The following is a 16,709-nucleotide window of genomic DNA, read 5'->3' as shown; positions in this document are numbered from 1 at the left end:
TGAATGCCAGAGGCAAAGGAGGCGCGAGCGCCCCCTTCTTTTACGTTTTGGCGCAGCCAAAGTGCGATCCCTATTCGTGTAGGTCTATTGGTCGTAATCCACTTTGACGACCGCGCTCACTGGGAAGCTCTGGCAGGACAGGATGTAGCCTTTTTCGACCTCATAATCTTCAAGCGCATGATTGGCGCGCATATCGACTTCGCCTTCTATGACGCGGCAGCGGCATGTCGAGCAGACCCCTGCTTTACAGGCGTAGGGTGCATCCAGATTGCCTGCACGCGCGAGATCAAGAATGCTGCTGTCAGGATCGGCGTCCATTGTCTGGGTCGCACCATCAAGGGTCACCGAAAGTTTGATCTGTGCAGCAGCCCCTGCGACGCGCGAGGCGGCAGGTTTGGCCAAGCGGCCTTGTTGGGCGGAGGCGAAGAGCTCAAATTTAATCTGCTCGTCTTCTAGCCCATGCTCCTTCAGCGCCTTGGCGATGCCGAGCATCATAGGTTCGGGACCACAGATAAAGGCAGTGTCGACGCTCTTGATATCAATCCAGCTTTCGAAAAGCTTGGCGCATTTCTCTTCCGTAACGAGTCCCGAGAAGAGCTCAATATCCTGTGCGTCTTGCTCAAGGATATGGATCACATTGAAGCGGCCCATGTAGATGTTCTTGAGATCTTCCAGTTCCTCGCGGAACATGATCGTGCTGATGCCCTTATTGGCATAGACCAGCGTAAACTCGGCCTTTGGCTCGGCCTCAAGTGTGGTTTTGATCAGCGACAAAACCGGCGTGATCCCTGAACCACCTGCAAAGGCGAGGTAAGATTTCTCTGTGCTGGCATCCAGCGGTGTAAAGAAGCGGCCCATCGGCGGCATAGCCTCGATGCGCGCGCCAATGGCGAGCTCTTCGTTGGCCCAAGTCGAGAAGGCCCCGCCATCGACACGCTTGATGCCAACTTGCAGGATGCCCTCGCCCTTGCCTGCGCAAATCGAGTAGCTGCGGCGAATTTCCTCGCCGTCAAAATCGCGGCGAAAGGTGAGATATTGGCCTTGGGTAAAGTCAAATTCACTGGCTGCGCCATTGACGGGCTTCAGCGTCACAACAACAGCGTCGCGGATAGTTTTGCGTAGGCCTGTGACTTCGAGTTCATGAAAACGGGGCATGTGTCACCTCAAATACATTTGAAATAGTCGAAAGGCTCAAGGCAGCTTTTACAGCGCCATTGGGCCTTGCAAGGGGTGGAGCCAAACTGGGAAAGGCGTTCCAGATCATGGCTTTGGCAGCGTGGGCACTGTGCAGGGCCACCTGCGGGCTGGGGCGGTGCGATGCCGTACTCCTCAAGCTTTTTGCGACCCTTTTCAGTCAACCAATCCGTTGTCCATGGCGGGCTAAGCTGGCGCTTGAGCGCAAGCTTCTCGATACCGTGGCCGCGCAGAGCGGTTTCGATATCAAGGTTAATGATGGTCGTCGCAGGGCAGCCTGAATAAGTGGGCGTGACGGTGACTTCGAGTGTGTCCCCCGCCCACTCCACATGGCGGATGATGCCCAAATCCATCAGAGAGATCACAGGGATCTCTGGATCAGGCACATCATCGAGCCATGTATAGACCTGATCAACGCTCGGCTGCATCACCAGCTTGCTCCTGGATAGGCGCGCTGAAGCCACTGCATTTGAGTGAGGATATGGCCGAGATGCTCGGTGTGCATCTTGCCTGTCCGTCCACCTTTGTGGCCAAAGCGGCTATCGGGCAGCGTGAGTGTGGCCTCTGCCATGGTGTCAGCCACGGCTGCGTCATATGAAGCGCGCAAGCTGGCCAAGTCGGGGGCAATGCCTTCTTGCGTGGCGGCCTCATCGACGGCATCGGGCGTGAACAGCTCACCCACGTAGGGATAAAGATACTCAAGCGCGTCTTGCATGCGCTTATGGCTTTCAGGTGTACCATCGCCAAGGCCAATCACCGTGTCGCGCGAGCGCTCGACGTGGTAGCTCACTTCTTTCACAGCCTTGTCGGCGATGTCGGAGACACGCTTTTCACTTGAGCCTTGAAGGGCTTGCAGCATGAGCAAGTGCCATTGGTCAAAGAGATACTGTCGCATCAAGGTACGACCAAAGTCGCCATTGGGCAGCTCACAGAGGAGCGCGTTGCGAAAATCCCAAGCGTCGCGCAGAAAGGCAAGATCATCGGCTGTTTTGCCAGTGCCCTCTTCTTCGGCGGCGAGGCCGAGCCAGAGCTGGGTCTGGCCGATGAGGTCCAAAGCCGTGTTGGCCAACGCGATGTCTTCTTCCAGAACAGGCGCGTGACCACACCATTCTGAGACGCGATGGCCAAGGATAAGCGTGCTGTCGCCCATGCGCAGCGCGAAGTCATACAGAGTGCTCATGTTACATGGCCCCCACGTCTTCGGGGATGTCAAAGAACGTCGGGTGGCGGTAGACCTTGCTTTCGCTTGGCTCGTAAAGCGGGCCTTTGTCAGAGGGGCTTGAGGCCGAGATATGCGCGGCCTCCACAACCCAGATTGACTGGCCTTCGTTGCGGCGCGTGTAAACATCGCGGGCATTTTTGATCGCCATTTCGGCATCAGGCGCATGAAGCGAGCCAACATGACGGTGTGACAGGCCATGCTGGCCGCGGACGAAGATTTCCCAGAGGGGCCATTCTTTAGACATATGTATGCTCCTTATTCCGCAGCTGTTTTGAGGGCCGCACGTTTGGCGGCGTGGGCCATGAGGCCGTCACGCACCCATGCGCCCTCGTCCCAAGCTTTGTTGCGCTTTTCCATGCGGTCGACGTTGCAAGGGCCATTGCCGCGCAAGACATCAAAGAACTCCTCCCAGTCCGGCTGCGAAAAGTCATAGCCGCCCTTCTCTTCGTTCCATTTGAGGTTTTCGTCAGGCACAGTAAGACCAAGGTATTCGGCCTGCGGCACGGTCTGGTCGACAAATTTCTGGCGCAGCTCGTCGTTGCTGTCCATTTTGATTTTCCAAGACATGGATTGCGCCGAGTGCACTGAGTCTGCATCAGACGGGCCGAACATCATGAGAGATGGATACCAGAGGCGATTGAGCGCATCTTGGGCCATGGCCTTTTGAGCTGCCGTGCCTTGCGCCATCTTCATCATGATGTCGTAGCCTTGGCGCTGGTGAAAGCTCTCTTCCTTGCAAATACGGATCATTGCACGGCTATAAGGGCCATAAGATGTGCGCTGGAGCGGCACCTGATTCATAATGGCCGCACCATCGACAAGCCAGCCAACCGCGCCCATATCGGCCCAGTTGAGTGTGGGATAGTTGAAAATCGAAGAGTATTTCATGCGCCCGTCGAGAAGCTGTTCTGTCAGCTCGTCACGGCTCACGCCCAGCGTTTCGGCAGCGGCGTAGAGATAGAGGCCGTGGCCTGCCTCGTCCTGCACCTTGGCGAGGAGGATCGCCTTGCGCTCAAGTGTGGGCGCGCGGGTGATCCAGTTGCCTTCGGGGAGCTGACCGACGATTTCGGAGTGGGCATGCTGGCCGATCTGGCGGATCAGCGTTTTGCGGTAGCCCGCTGGCATCCAGTCTTTTGGTTCGATCTTGATATCTTGGTCGATGCGGTCCTGAAAGGCCGCCTCTTCGGGGGACATTTCATCGCGGGTTTTAACGCCCTCGCCCGTTGATTTTACCATCTGTGCATACATGATATTTCTCCTCAGACCCGTTCAATGATAATCGCTGCGCCTTGGCCGACGCCAACGCACATGGTGCAAAGTGCATACCGCCCACCGCGGCGCTTGAGCTCATATGCCGCCGTCATGACAAGGCGCGCACCTGACATACCAAGCGGGTGACCCAGCGCGATGGCGCCACCGTTTGGATTGACGTGCTCCGCATCATCCGCAACGCCAAGCGCGCGCACTGTAGCAAGGCCTTGGCTGGCAAACGCTTCGTTAAGTTCGATCACGTCCATGTCTTCAATGCTCAGACCCGCGCGGGCGAGTACTTTTTGGCTCGCAGGGACAGGGCCGATGCCCATGATACGCGGCGCAACGCCTGCCACCGACATGCCGACAACGCGGGCGAGCGGCGCAAGGCCTTGAGCTGTGGCACTGGCTTCTGACGCCATGAGCAGCGCAGCGGCGCCATCATTGACGCCAGAGGCATTGCCGGCTGTGACGGTCTTACCCTCACCGTTGATGGCGCGCAGTTTAGCAAGGCTCTCTGGCGTTGTGCCAGCCCGGGGGTGTTCGTCCGTGGTAAACACTATCGGATCGCCCTTGCGCTGCGGAATTTCGACAGGCGTGATCTCATCAGAGAACTTACCCGCGGCTTGCGCGGCCTCAAAGCGGGCTTGGGAGCGCGCCGCAAATGCGTCTTGGTCAGCACGGCTGATGCCGTAGTCCTCAGCCACATTGTCAGCGGTTTCGGGCATAGAGTCTGTACCGTAGGCGGCTTTCATCTTGGGGTTCACAAAGCGCCAGCCGATAGTTGTATCATAGACCGTATTGGCGCGTGAGAAGGCTGTTTCAGCCTTGGGCATCACGAAGGGGGCGCGGCTCATACTCTCAACACCGCCTGCGATCGCCATGTCATAATCGCCTGCCTTGATGGCACGGGCAGCCATACCGACAGCATCCATGCCAGACGCACAAAGGCGGTTGAGCGTTGTGCCCGGAACTTCGATCGGCAGGCCCGCCAGAAGCGCGGCCATGCGCGCGACATTGCGGTTGTCCTCACCAGCTTGGTTGGCTGAGCCATAAATCACATCGTCAATCGCGGCCCAATCCATATTTGGATTGCGGGCCTTCAAAGCGGCGATGGGCAAAGCGGCAAGATCATCGGCGCGCACAGATGACAGCGCCCCGCCGTAGCGGCCGATGGGTGTTCGGGTTGCATCACAAATAAAGGCCTGAGCCAAGGCAGCGTCTCCTGAGTGGTGGTCCTGTTGCTTGTTTATTGTGCACGGCGGCACGATTCGACGCAAGCAATATGTTACACTCAACGTGCATCTTTTTAAAATTTAGTAACGCATTGACGGATTTTTGAAATTTGCACAAAAAATTGCCGCATTGCTGATATAGCTCGTCAGATAACGAGGAAGCCTAAGTTAATTTGAGCGTATGAGTCCTAAAGAACACCCTTACCGTCCAGAGATCGACGGTCTGCGCATGATCGCGGTTGTCGCTGTCGTGCTCTATCACTTCGGGATGCCCGGCCTTAGCGGCGGGTTTGCTGGAGTTGATGTTTTTTTTGTCATCTCAGGGTATCTCATTGGCGGCATACTGTGGCGCGAGACGCGCGCGACAGGGCGCATCTCCTTTGCACGGTTTTATATCCGACGTGTGAAGCGGCTCGCGCCTGCCTTCTTTGCAATGGCGCTGGCTGCGAGTGTGACCGCATGGTTCGTTTTGCTACCCTTCGAATTTCGTGAGTTTGGCAAATCATTGATCGCTGCGACGGTCTATTTGAGCAATGTGCTGTTTTTCCGAGGGGCCGGATACTTTGATACGGCGGCAGAGAGCAAAGTATTGCTCCATACATGGTCCTTATCCGTAGAAGAACAGTTCTACATCTTTTTGCCGCTCGCACTTCTTTTGCTGGCACGTTGGCCACGGGTCTTTATCGGCACGCTTTGGCTATGTTTTACCGTCTCGCTGGCGGCCTCGGTTTGGTTCACACCAAGTCACCAGACCGCGACGTTCTATCTCTTCCCGTTTCGCGCATGGGAGCTTTTGGCGGGTGTTTTATTGGCGATCTGGAGCTATGGGCGCGCCCCGTTTAGAGCGGGTGCATGGATAAGCTGGCTCGGGCTTGGGCTGGTCATAGCGAGCCTTATTTTCATTGATGCCGCACGCGGATTTCCGGGCTGGCAGGTTATTTTCCCTGTGCTTGGCACGGTGCTTTTGCTGCTCAACGGGCAAGCGGGGAATATGGTAAACGGGGTATTGTCGATGCGTGGCCCCGTCTTTTTGGGTAAGATATCATATTCGCTTTATCTCTGGCATTGGCCTGTGTTTGTACTCTCATATTACTGGCGCGGGAGTTATGCGGGCTGGTGGGAAGCCTTGGTCTGGATCTGTGTCAGCGTGGTTTTGGCGTGGTGGTCTTGGCGCTATGTCGAGACGCCGTTTCGCCGTATGGAACCGCGCGGTTGGGCTGTGCTCGGCGCGCTGGCCCTGCCTTCGGCCACCGCTTTGGGCTTTGGCGCACTGGCCTATGTAAAAGACGGGCTTCCGACGCGGTTTGACCTCAAGACGCAGTCACATATTCAGGCAAGCGGTGACTTTTTACAGGACTTCTCGCGCTGCTATGTGCCGCATGAAGGGGCGTTTGGAGGGGTGGAGCTTTGCCCCATCGGCCCTGAAGGCGCGCCGCAGGTTTTGATCTGGGGGGACAGCCATGTGCGCGCCTTCAAGGAAGGGCTGGAGCAAGCCGCATGGGAAGCGGCAACCCCTGCGCTGATTATCTGGCACGCGGGTTGCGCGCCGCTCTTTGGCGTGAGCAAGACCGAGAGCTATGCCACCCCCGCGCAGGATGCGGCCTGCACAAGCGACAAGGCTGTAATTGCGCGTGACATAGCCACGCTTGAAGCGGTCCGCGACGTCCTACTTGTTGGGCGCTGGAGCTATTATGCGAGCGGGCGTGGCGTGGGGTTAGACGCCGAGAACACCATTACACTTGAAGGCTATGGCAAAAGCGACAATGCGGCTGCGCTGCGAGCGGGGATGGCGGCGAGTTTGCCGATGCTTCAGGCGCAGTTTGGACGTGTGCATGTGCTGGAGCAGATGCCAGAGCTGCCACACTATGACAGCCGCGAAGCCGCGCGACTTCTGGCACACGGGCGCGCCAGTGAAGACGACATTGCGGCGCGTTCTACCGTGCCCCGTGCCAAGGCTGAGGCGCGCTATGCGCAAGCGCGCGAAGCTATGGATGCTGCCCCCGTCATCAAAATGTGGGATGCCGTTTGCACAAGTGAAACCTGCAGCGCGCTTCAAGGCACGGCGAGCTGGTATTTTGACAACAACCACATCACCAATACGGCGGCAAAGGCGATGGCGGCGCGGTTTTCCCCCTTGTTTGAAGGGCGTTTGAGCAATGAGTGAGCTTCTGCGGGCCTCTTGGGATGTGGTGGTGATCGGCACGGGCATGGGCGGCGGCACCTTGGGCCGCGCGCTTGCAGAAGCGGGCCGGAAAGTCTTGTTTATTGAGAAAGGGCCAGCGGGCCACCGCCGCGAAGAGACGCCTCTGTCTCATGATATATTTGTCCCCGAAGCGCGGCTGGCGCGGGGGCTTTGGCCTGCGCCGATGCGCGCGCGCGTGGACGGTATTGAGCAAAGCTTTTACGGGCCGATTGGCGCAGGGGTTGGCGGCAGCTCGGTCTTTTATGCGGCGACCTTGGAGCGCCCTGCTCCGCAGGACTTGGACCACACGAACGCGCGGCCCCATCCAACAGGCGGCTGGCCTGTATCCTATGCAGAATTTGAGCCATATCTGGTGCGTGCGGAAGAAATGTATCACGTGCACGGCACGGCGGATCCGCTCAGCCCTGCCCCCTCACGCGCCCTGCCCAAGCCAGGAGCGATGAGCGAGGTGGACCGCGTGATTGCAGGGCGTTTGGCGGCAAACGGGCTACACCCTTATCATCTGCATACGGCTGTGAAAAATATCGAGGGCTGTAAAAACTGTCTTGGCTTCAAATGCCCGATGAGGTGCAAGATGGATGCGCGCTCGGCGGGGGTTGAGCCTGCGCTGGCCACGGGCAATGCAGCGCTTTTGCACTCTGCAGAAGTCACAAAACTCGTGGGCGACGGGCAGAGCATCAAGCATATCGAAATTCGCTTGGACGGGGAACCGCATCTGCTGCGCGCACCTGTGTTTGTGTTAGCGAGTGGTACTTTTGGTAGCCCACGGCTCTGCCTTGGCTCTGCCTCCGAGGCCTTCCCTGAGGGCGTGGCAAACGCAAGCGGGCGTGTCGGGCGGGGTCTGATGTTTCATCTCAACGAGATGTTCGCCGTATGGCCCAGAATAACGGGAAGTGGACCGTCCAAATCTGTCGGGTTTCGTGACTTGCTCTGGCATGAAGGTGAGCGCCTTGGGATGGTGCAAGCCATGGGAATTGATGCCTCATATGGCGAGATTTTACATTATCTGCGACTGAGGCTTGCGCGAAATGAGATCGGGAAAAAGCGGCTAGTGCAGGAGGCTGCGCGGCTGCCTGCGGCGCTTGCGGCGAGGGTTCTGGGAAACGCCAAAGTCTTTGTCGGGCTGATGGAAGACCTCGCCTATGAGCACAACCGCGTCTTGCCGCCAGTGGGCGATGAAATTGCGTTTGAGTATCGCTTGAGTGAGGAACTTCTGGCGCGCCGAAAGCTCTTTCGCCGCGCGATAAAGGGCGCCTTTAAAGGCCAGCAGAAAATGTTTCTAAACAATACACCAGAGCTCAATTACGGCCACCCCAGCGGCACAATGCGCTTTGGCGCTGATGCCAAGCACTCTGTTTTGAACGGCGCAGGGCGCGTCCATGAGCTGAGCAATCTTTATGTTGCCGATGCGAGCTTTATGCCAAGTTCTATGGGCGTAAACCCATCACTGGCAATTGCGGCGCAGGCTTTACGTACGGCCGAGGCGATCATCGAGAGGGGCAAGCATGACTGACGCAAATGAGCGGCTATTGAAGAGCGTGGCGATTGTCACGGGCGCAGGCTCGGGCCTTGGGCGAGCTTTGGCGCGAGGCTTGGCGGCGCGCGGGGTGCGCGTGGCCGCATTTGGGCGCAGACTTGAGCCACTTCAGGAGACAGCTGCGGGGCATGCGGGCATTCTGCCAATCGCTTGCGATGTGTCGGATCCGCTTGCGCTCACGAAGGCTTTTGCACAAGTGCGCGCCGAGCTTGGGCCTGTACTTTTGCTCATCAACAACGCGGCGGTCTATCCGCGGCGCGACGTATTTGAAGACAGCCAGGCAAGCTTTATGGCGACGGTGGCAACCAATCTGGGCGGCACGTTTGGCGCAACGCGTCTTGCGCTTGAGGATATGGCGGATGCGGGCTTTGGACGGATCGTCAATGTGACGAGTTTTGCTGATATTGCACCCCTGCCCGCCTCTGGCGCTTATTCGGTTTCCAAAGGGGCGCAGCGGATTTTGACGCGCGTGCTTCTGGCAGATCTGAGCGATCGGCTGCCCGATATTGTGATCAGTGACTGGCTGCCTGGGATGCTCGCAACCGAGATGGGCATTCCGGACGGGCTTGCTCCCGAAGTTGCGGCGCAGTGGGGCGTGAGGCTGGCGCTTTGGCATGAGCGCAGCTTGAATGGAACACTATTTGAAATGATGCGCGAATTGCCACCGGCGCGAAGCCTGAAGGCACGATTGAAAGACAAGCTGTTGATGCGGCCCGTGACCAAGCCGAGGCAGCTTTAGCGCAAGGAGAACGCGTTAAAAAGGAGCCGCGGCAAGATCGCGAAACAGTGCAGATAACGCGGTACAAGCCGTTTGGGGGCCTGAGCGGCGCGCCACGCCCATTCCATCGCGATGGCTTGCACCCATTTGGGTGCGCGGTGCTGCGCGCCTGAGAGAAAGTCGAGCCCCGCCCCGATCGAGGCAAAGCCAAGGCTTGGTACAAGTGTGCGGCCGCGTGCGGCGAAGGCTTCCTGCTTGGGCGCACCAAGGGCAAGAAAGACAAGGCCCGCCCCTGAGGCCTCCAGCTCTGTGAGCATATCGGCGGCGGCGTCACTCTCTGGGTCAAACCCCATTGGTGGAGCGATTTGGCAGGATATTTCAAGTTCTGGCACCTTATCCTGAAGAGCTTGGGCCGAGGCTGCGAGACTTTCATTGGTGGAGCCAAAGAGCGCAACTTTGATGTGCTTTTCGGCGGCGAGTTCGGCCAGTGGCAGCACCATCTCAGAGCCCGGCACGAGCGACACAGGACGGCGCGCAAGCCGCGACAGCCAAACAATTGGATTGCCATCGGCGACGACGATATCTTGCGCTGAATAGGCGCGAGCGAAATCCTCACAGGCGTCCAGCTTCACGAGATGATCCAGATTGATTGTGGCAATTGCGAAACCTTGCCCTTGCGCGAATCTCTCGCTGACAGCCGACAAAAGCGCCGCTTTGGTGGGCGTATTCACCACAATCTCATGCCCATTGGCCTTAAAAATCAAAATCGTACCCTCTACACACTACGGATATAGCCGATAAACGGCTTTTGCGGCCTGTCATAGCGAGAAAAATTGCCAAAAATTTGACATATGCCCCAGTCTTGACACTTTTGAAGGCCAAATTACGCAAATATTGGTGATCTGAAAGAGCCGACCGAAGCTATACTGGCTTTGAGTGCGGTTCCAAAGCTATGTGAGTTAAGTGATGAAAAGAGTGGCAATTGTTGGATGTGGCTTTGTGGCTGATCTCTACATGCGCTCTTTTGCGGCTCATCCCGAGATCGAAGTTGTGAGCTGTTATGATCGCGACGAGGCGCGGCTTGAGGCCTTTTCCAAATATTGGAATGTGACGGCTGCAGCCGATCTTGAAACCGTGTTTACCGAAATTGCCGACACGGGCCTTATTTTGAACCTCACAAATCCACGTTCGCATTATGACGTGAACAAAGGTGCGCTTGAGGCGGGTTGTCATGTGTTTTGCGAAAAACCGTTGGCGATGTCTTATGAAGATGCTCAAAGCTTGCATGCGATGGCGCGTGCACGCGGTTTGCAACTGGGCTCGGCACCTTCCTCTGTGCTTGGAGAGGCGGCGCAAACGCTGGCAAAGGCGGTGCGCAGCGGAGACTATGGCACGCCACGGCTTGTCTATGCAGAACTTGATGACGGGTTTATCCCGCAGGCCCCACTGGAAGACTGGAAAAGCGAAAGCGGCGCGCCTTGGCCCTATGTTGACGAATTCCAGATCGGCTGCACTTTGGAACATGCAGGCTATTACCTTAGCTGGTTGATTGCGATGTTTGGTGCGGTGACGCGCGTGAACGCTGTCTCAGCGGACATTTTGCCAGACAAACGCGATGTGGCAGACGCAGCACCTGACTTTTCTGTAGCGGTACTTGAATTTCAAGACGGACCGCTCGTGCGGCTGAGCTGCTCGATTGCAGCGCCGCATGATCACCGTATGCGCGTTGTAACGGACAGGGGCGTTTTGGCTGTCAAAAAGGCATGGGACAACGCAGCACCCGTGAAATTTTACAAGCGTATGCGCCTACGCCGGAGGCTATTAGAAAGCCCTCTGGCAAAGCGTATCCGCCTCACAGCCAAAGAAACGCACCCCAAGCTGCCCCGCAAGGGCGCAGCCGCAATGAACTTTGCGCTTGGACCCGCAGAAATGCTGGAAGCAATTGGCACGAACCAAGACAGCCGTATTGGCGGCGATTTTGCGTTGCATCTGACAGAGGTGACGCTGGCGATTCAGAATGCGGGGCTTGGCGGGGGTGCTTATCTGCCCAAGAGCACATGTGCAAAGATGGAGCCAATGCCATGGGCGCATTGAAGCTTTTGATAACAGGGGCGAACGGCTTTTTGGGGCGCGCCTGCGTCAGTGCGGCTTTGACGCGGGGGCATTCTGTACGCGCTCTGGTGCGCAGCGCGGCCGTATTTCCTGAGGGCGTTCAGGTTGTGCAGGGCGATTTGGCGGTAGGCTGCGACGCAGCTTGGCTCACAGGTATTGATGCGGTGATCCATACGGCAGCTTCAGTGAGCAACGCGCCCGACGCATTGGCGCGCGATACGCTGCAGGCAACTGAAAAGTTGATTGGGGCCGCCGTAGCCGCCGAACAGCCGCCCCTCATGGTATTGGCGAGCTCGATTGCGGTTTATGATGCGGATGTGAGCGGCGCGGTTGATGAAGGCTCTCCCATTGAGACGCTTATCAGAGAACGCGAGCCCTATGTGGGGGCAAAACTCGCGCAAGAAGAGGCGCTCCGTGCCTCATCTTTGCGGGGCTGGTGCCTACGAATTGGTGCGCTCTACGGGCAGGACGAACGGCGCTGGAACGCCCATATCGGCTTTAAAAAGGGAGCCATCTTGGTCAGCCTAGAGCGTGCAGGCGACGTGCCTCTTGTGGATGTCGCGGATGCTGGCACCGCGATGATCTGCGCCGCAGAAACGGCTCCCAACGATGCTTGCGAAGCGCTCAATATTGTTGAAAGCGCCCTGCCGAGCCGCGCGGCTTTCGTGGCTTCAGAACATAGCGGTCTGCATGTGCCTCTGCATTGGCGGCTTTTGTTGCCTTTTGCGTTCCTTACAGAAGCCATGATTGGCGCGCGTGCGCCAGGGCTTTTGAGGCCACGGATCTTGAGAGCCCGGATGCAACCGCTGAGTTACCCCAACGCGCGCGCTATCACACGGCTGGGCTGGACCCCCCAAAAGCAGTTTCTGGGGAGAGACCTATGAAAATAGCTTATCTCACGGGAGAATACCCGCGCGCGACCGATACATTTATCCAGCGTGAAGTGGCAGGCTTGCGCGCAGCGGGGCTGAGTGTGGAGACGGCAAGTATACGGCGAACAGGTGCGGAGCATCACGTCGGCCAAGAGCAACGTGAAGAAGCGGCGCGGAGCTTTCACGTACTGGAGGCCGCAAAAAACCCGATACGGCTTTTGAAATCGCATGGCGCGTTGATCGTGACACACCCAAGGCGCTGGCTGTCAGCTTTGGCTTTGGCATGGCGGACCGCGCCAAAGGGGCTGCGTGGGCGCGCCTATCAGATGATCTATTTCGCGGAGGCGGGTGTGCTTGCGCGCCATATGCAGGCCGCGAGGGTGCAGCACTTGCACAACCACATTGCCAAATCGTCTTGCACTGTTGCGATGCTGGCGTCTGAGCTTACAAATATCCCTTATTCGTTTACATTGCATGGCCCTGACATCTTCTTTGAGCCGCATCACTGGCGGCTGGACGAGAAGATCGCGAGGGCCAAATTTGTGAGCTGTATCAGTCACTTTTGCCGCTCTCAGGCGATGGCTTTTTCTGAACCTAAACATTGGGGCAAGCTTCACATTGTGCATTGCGGCGTCGAGCCTTTGCGCTATCACGGCACGCCCCAAGGCGAGGCCCTGCTATTTGTCGGGCGGCTTGCAGCGGTAAAGGGGTTGCCTGTTTTGCTGCGCGCCTTGGCACATGTACCAGAGGCAACTCTTACGATTGTTGGAGATGGACCGCAGCGGGGAGATATCGAAGCATTGATTGATGCACTCAACCTTCATGAGCGCGTTCAGCTCATGGGATACCGCAGTCAGGACGAGGTAGCAGAGCTGTTGAGCCAGAGCCGTGCGCTTGTGTTGCCGAGCTTTGCCGAGGGGCTGCCTGTTGTTTTGATGGAAGCAATGGCAGCAGGTTTGCCTGTCATCACGACCCAAATCGCTGGCGTTCCTGAACTTGTGAAAGACCGCGAAAACGGCTGGCTTGTGGCCGCAGGCGACGAGGACGGCTTGCGCGGCGCGATTGAAGCTCTGTTGGCGGCGCCCGAGCGCGCCCATGAGATGGGCAGAGCGGGGCGTGCGACCGTGATGGCAGAGTTTGACGCGGGTGTTGAGGCCCGCCGCTTGGCACGGCTTTTCAAAGCCTACAGTGCAGGAAAGAAAGCTGTTTTGCGCCCAGAACCGTTGGAGGAGCAACTATGAGCGCGCTCCTGCCTTCCCTACCCCGTATCGGTGCTGTTGTGATTGGACGCAACGAAGGCCAGCGGCTTGTGAATTGTCTAACCTCAATGGAAGGCGAGGTGGATTTGCTGATCTATGTTGATAGTGGGTCAACCGACGGCTCTTTGAGCGCCGCAGAACGGCTTGGGGCGGAAACTGTGCTTTTGAGCCGCGATGTTCCGTTTACAGCGGCGCGAGCACGCAATGCAGGCTTTGAGAAGATAATGGCGCGGCCAGATGCGCCCGAATTTGTGCAATTTGTGGACGGGGATTGCACTCTCGAAGCAGGCTATTTGACCCATGCCGCAGAGGCGCTTGCCGCAGATGCAAGCCTTGGGCTTGTAACAGGGTGGCGCGCAGAAATTCAGCCTGAAGCCAGCATTTACAACGAGATGTGCCACTTTGAGTGGCACAGACCAGCGGGCGAAATACTGGCCTGCGGCGGCGACATGATGGTGCGGGCAAGTGCTTTTGAGGACATCGGCGGCTTTAACCCCGAGGTGATCGCCGCTGAGGACGACGAGTTTTGCACTCGGCTAAGGAAGGCGGGACATCGGCTGATGCGCCTGCCGATACCGATGACGCATCATGACGCGAATATGACCGCATTTTCACAGTGGTGGAGCCGTGCCACCCGCACAGGCCACGGCTTTGAGCAGGTGAACGATCTCCACGCCGATTATTTTGTGCGCGAGCGGCGTCGGATGTGGGTTTTTGGCGGCGTTCTGCCTTTGCTCGCCATTTTCGGCGCGGTTCTGTTCTGGCCGCTCTTTGCGCTGATTGTGGCGCTCTATGCCGTCTCATATCTGCGCACAGTGCGCGGGCTTGTGAAGGGCGGCTTGGTGCGCAATCGAGCAGAAAAGCATGCTGTTTATCTGTTTTTATCCAAATTCCCCAACATCATCGGCGCAGCACGGTATCGCAAACGCAAACGGCTTGGCAGTGCGATGGAAATTATTGAGTATAAGTGAGACTGGTATGGTCAAAGTGACAAAAGTTGGCATCATCGGCGCAGGCTACATTGCGGATTGGCATGCAGACGCCATTGCCGCCACGGTGGGCGCGGAGCTGTGCTGTGTGGTCGATCCAAACGCCGCCGCTGCCAAGGCCTTTGCTGCCGCACGTGGGGTTGAGGCTTATGGCTCTGTCGCCGAGATGCTGGCCGCTGGGGCCTGCGACGCCGTTCATATTCTGACACCTCCTGACCATCACCGCTCTGTGGCAGAGGAGTGTATCGCGGGGGGGGTGCATGTTTTGGTGGAAAAGCCTGTGGCGCTCTCGGGCGAGGACGTGGCAGCAATCCGCACTGCAGCTGAGGCCAAGGGCGTTCAGTTTGCGGCCGGGCACAATTTTTTGGGTCTGCCGAGCTATACGCGCCTAAAAGCGCAGCTTGCAGCGGGTGAACTGGGGCGCATTTCCACAGCCGAGATCAATTGGTGTTTCCCGCTTGGCCCCCTACGGGCCGGGCCATATGGCATCTGGCTGATGCGTGACACGCACAATTTGCTGCTTGAGCTGGGTCCACATCTGTTTGCGTTTTGTCAAAACCTTTTCGGCACACCCGAAATTTTGCATCTGGAACTGTCGAACTATGTCGATTTGCCAGGCGGTGGGACGCGCCCCCAGAACTGGCGTATTCTGGCGCGTGCTGGTGGCGTTGATGTGACCTTCAACATCGCGCTGGTCGAGACCTATGATGACCGCTCCATCACCCTGCGCGGCTCTTCCGCCATGGCGCGGCTTGACTATGCCAACGATACGCTGGTTGTGACGGGCGTGAACACTTCTGATCTGGTGCTAAACCCGCTGCGCAACGCTTTGAGCCAGTCTTTCGCCCATCTGCGCGAGGGGTTTGTGAACGCAACCCGCCAGCTCACATCGCTTAATCAGCGCTCGCCTTATGGGCTGAGCTTTCGCGGTATGTGTGGCGAGGTTTACGGCGCGATCAATGCTGGCCGCGCACTGGATGCGCGCTTTAGTGGAGAAAGCGCGGAGGCCGTGATGGCCGCAATTGATGCTGTGCTCACGCGCCTGCCCGCTGAGACAGCCGTTGCCAAACCGACGGGAAAACCAAAGCCTACAGCGCTCGTAATCGGGGGAACGGGCTTTATTGGCCGCGCTCTAACCCGGCGGCTGGCGGAAGGCGGAACACATGTGCGCGTACTCTCACGTGGCAAGACGGGGCCGTTTGAGGACATTGCCGACAAGGTCGAAACTGTCGCCGTGAGCCTGTGCGATGAGGATGCCTTAACCGAGGCGATGAAGGGCATTGATGAGGTCTATAACCTTGCGAAATCGGACGACAAGACATGGGAGGCAGCGCTTGAAAACGATGTCGCAGTCACCGAGCGGATCGCACGCGCGGCGCAGGCGGCGGGTGTTGCTCGGCTTATTTATACGGGCACGATTGCCTCATATGATATGTCCGATCCTGACCGCAGGATCACAGAAGAGACAGGTTTTGGCGAGGATACGGAGGCGCGCAATATTTATGCCCGCTCCAAGGCGGAATGCGAGCGCCGATTGATGACGATGCATGCGAAGACAGGCCTGCCTGTCACGATTGCCCGCCCCGGTATTGTTGTGGGCGCAGGTGGGCCGCTCCAACACTGGGGGATTGGCCGCTGGCATGGCGCGGGGGCTGTCAAAATCTGGGGCAACGGGAAGAACACTTTGCCCTTTGTGCTGATTGAGGATGTTGCCGAGGGGCTCATTCTGATGGCGCGCACCCCTGCCGCTGTTGGCGAGAGTTTCAACCTGATTGGGGAGCCTATGCTGACGGCACGAGGCTATTTTGCAGCCATCCGCGACACACTGGGCGCGCGCATCCGCATCAGCAACGGGCCGATCTGGGCGTTTTATGGCGCGGATGCTATGAAGTTTTTCCTTAAAACCAAGGTTTTGCGGCGCAAGGGACTGGCGCGACCATCTTATGCCGACTGGAAGAGCCGCGCGCATCTTTCGCCTTTTGACAACACCAAACCAAAGCGCGTTCTGGGTTGGCAGCCTGAGGCGGACAAGAGCGCCTTTGTAAAGAAAGCCATAACAGAAGCAGGGCTTTTCGGCTTTTGAAGAGAGATTAATGAGAATTCGGCTTATTTTTGAC

Annotated in this window: 15 protein-coding genes; 8 read left to right on the top strand and 7 right to left on the bottom strand. The window is 57.8% G+C overall.

Annotation, left to right across the window (positions count from 1 at the left end; all coding sequences use genetic code 11):
* Window positions 1-84 precede the first annotated feature (84 nt).
* The 6 genes from DSM117340_RS04040 to pcaF are packed head-to-tail and all read right to left on the bottom strand — an operon-like array spanning window position 85 to window position 4,881.
* Window positions 85-1,155: a 2Fe-2S iron-sulfur cluster-binding protein gene (locus DSM117340_RS04040; RefSeq protein WP_089888070.1), complete on the bottom strand. Its 1,071-nt coding sequence runs from the start codon at window positions 1,153-1,155 to the stop codon at window positions 85-87.
* Between the two features lie 8 nt (window positions 1,156-1,163).
* Window positions 1,164-1,622 carry a 1,2-phenylacetyl-CoA epoxidase subunit PaaD gene (gene paaD, locus DSM117340_RS04035; protein ID WP_089888068.1) on the bottom strand — a complete coding sequence of 153 codons (459 nt, stop codon included), beginning with the start codon at window positions 1,620-1,622 and terminating at the stop codon, window positions 1,164-1,166.
* A complete protein-coding gene (gene paaC, locus DSM117340_RS04030; protein ID WP_089888066.1) occupies window positions 1,622-2,374 on the bottom strand; it encodes a 1,2-phenylacetyl-CoA epoxidase subunit PaaC in 753 nt (250 codons plus the stop codon). Before paaC ends, paaD begins: the two co-directional genes overlap by 1 nt.
* Window position 2,375: 1 nt before the next feature.
* Window positions 2,376-2,660 (bottom strand): 1,2-phenylacetyl-CoA epoxidase subunit PaaB, encoded by a 285-nt coding sequence (gene paaB / locus DSM117340_RS04025; RefSeq protein WP_089888064.1) that lies wholly within the window; start codon window positions 2,658-2,660, stop codon window positions 2,376-2,378.
* Window positions 2,661-2,671: 11 nt separating this feature from the next.
* Window positions 2,672-3,664, bottom strand: a complete 993-nt coding sequence (paaA, locus tag DSM117340_RS04020; RefSeq protein ID WP_089888063.1) for a 1,2-phenylacetyl-CoA epoxidase subunit PaaA — start codon at window positions 3,662-3,664, stop codon at window positions 2,672-2,674.
* Window positions 3,665-3,675: 11 nt separating this feature from the next.
* Window positions 3,676-4,881: a 3-oxoadipyl-CoA thiolase gene (pcaF, locus tag DSM117340_RS04015; protein ID WP_089888061.1), complete on the bottom strand. Its 1,206-nt coding sequence runs from the start codon at window positions 4,879-4,881 to the stop codon at window positions 3,676-3,678.
* A gap of 202 nt (window positions 4,882-5,083) precedes the next feature.
* Between pcaF and DSM117340_RS04010 the strand changes: the two genes are divergently transcribed.
* Genes DSM117340_RS04010 through DSM117340_RS04000 form a run of 3 tightly spaced genes read left to right on the top strand, consistent with a single transcriptional unit; the run spans window position 5,084 to window position 9,381 of the window.
* The gene (locus tag DSM117340_RS04010) at window positions 5,084-7,066 is read left to right on the top strand and encodes an acyltransferase family protein (protein ID WP_089888059.1); all 1,983 of its coding nucleotides are present in this window, start codon (window positions 5,084-5,086) and stop codon (window positions 7,064-7,066) included.
* The gene (locus tag DSM117340_RS04005) at window positions 7,059-8,618 is read left to right on the top strand and encodes a GMC family oxidoreductase (protein WP_089888058.1); all 1,560 of its coding nucleotides are present in this window, start codon (window positions 7,059-7,061) and stop codon (window positions 8,616-8,618) included. The genes DSM117340_RS04010 and DSM117340_RS04005 overlap by 8 nt, the downstream gene beginning before the upstream one ends.
* Window positions 8,611-9,381: an SDR family oxidoreductase gene (locus DSM117340_RS04000; RefSeq protein ID WP_089888056.1), complete on the top strand. Its 771-nt coding sequence runs from the start codon at window positions 8,611-8,613 to the stop codon at window positions 9,379-9,381. Before DSM117340_RS04005 ends, DSM117340_RS04000 begins: the two co-directional genes overlap by 8 nt.
* On the opposite strand, the gene DSM117340_RS03995 is transcribed toward DSM117340_RS04000, so the two are convergent.
* On the bottom strand, window positions 9,378-10,124 hold the full coding sequence (locus DSM117340_RS03995; RefSeq protein ID WP_089888054.1) for a WecB/TagA/CpsF family glycosyltransferase: 747 nt from the start codon (window positions 10,122-10,124) through the stop codon (window positions 9,378-9,380). The genes DSM117340_RS04000 and DSM117340_RS03995 overlap by 4 nt on opposite strands.
* A 202-nt stretch (window positions 10,125-10,326) precedes the next feature.
* Here DSM117340_RS03995 and DSM117340_RS03990 point away from each other — a divergent pair, with 202 nt between their 5' ends.
* From DSM117340_RS03990 to DSM117340_RS03970, 5 genes are read left to right on the top strand one after another with little or no spacing between them, the layout of a single operon-like run.
* Window positions 10,327-11,454, top strand: a complete 1,128-nt coding sequence (locus tag DSM117340_RS03990; protein WP_089888052.1) for a Gfo/Idh/MocA family oxidoreductase — start codon at window positions 10,327-10,329, stop codon at window positions 11,452-11,454.
* Window positions 11,442-12,356 carry an NAD(P)-dependent oxidoreductase gene (locus DSM117340_RS03985; RefSeq protein ID WP_089888050.1) on the top strand — a complete coding sequence of 305 codons (915 nt, stop codon included), beginning with the start codon at window positions 11,442-11,444 and terminating at the stop codon, window positions 12,354-12,356. The genes DSM117340_RS03990 and DSM117340_RS03985 overlap by 13 nt, the downstream gene beginning before the upstream one ends.
* Entirely contained in the window at window positions 12,353-13,585 is a 1,233-nt protein-coding gene (locus DSM117340_RS03980; protein ID WP_089888049.1) for a glycosyltransferase family 4 protein, read from the top strand. The genes DSM117340_RS03985 and DSM117340_RS03980 overlap by 4 nt, the downstream gene beginning before the upstream one ends.
* Entirely contained in the window at window positions 13,582-14,574 is a 993-nt protein-coding gene (locus DSM117340_RS03975) for a glycosyltransferase (RefSeq protein ID WP_089888047.1), read from the top strand. The genes DSM117340_RS03980 and DSM117340_RS03975 overlap by 4 nt, the downstream gene beginning before the upstream one ends.
* Window positions 14,575-14,581: 7 nt before the next feature.
* Window positions 14,582-16,675, top strand: coding sequence for an NAD-dependent epimerase/dehydratase family protein (locus DSM117340_RS03970; protein ID WP_354689875.1), 2,094 nt, complete (start codon window positions 14,582-14,584; stop codon window positions 16,673-16,675).
* Window positions 16,676-16,709 lie beyond the last annotated feature (34 nt).

Source organism: Lentibacter algarum (genome assembly GCF_040580765.1).
GTDB lineage: Bacteria > Pseudomonadota > Alphaproteobacteria > Rhodobacterales > Rhodobacteraceae > Lentibacter > Lentibacter algarum.
Note: the sequence above shows the minus strand (reverse complement) of the source record. Positions and strands in the feature narration are given on the sequence as shown.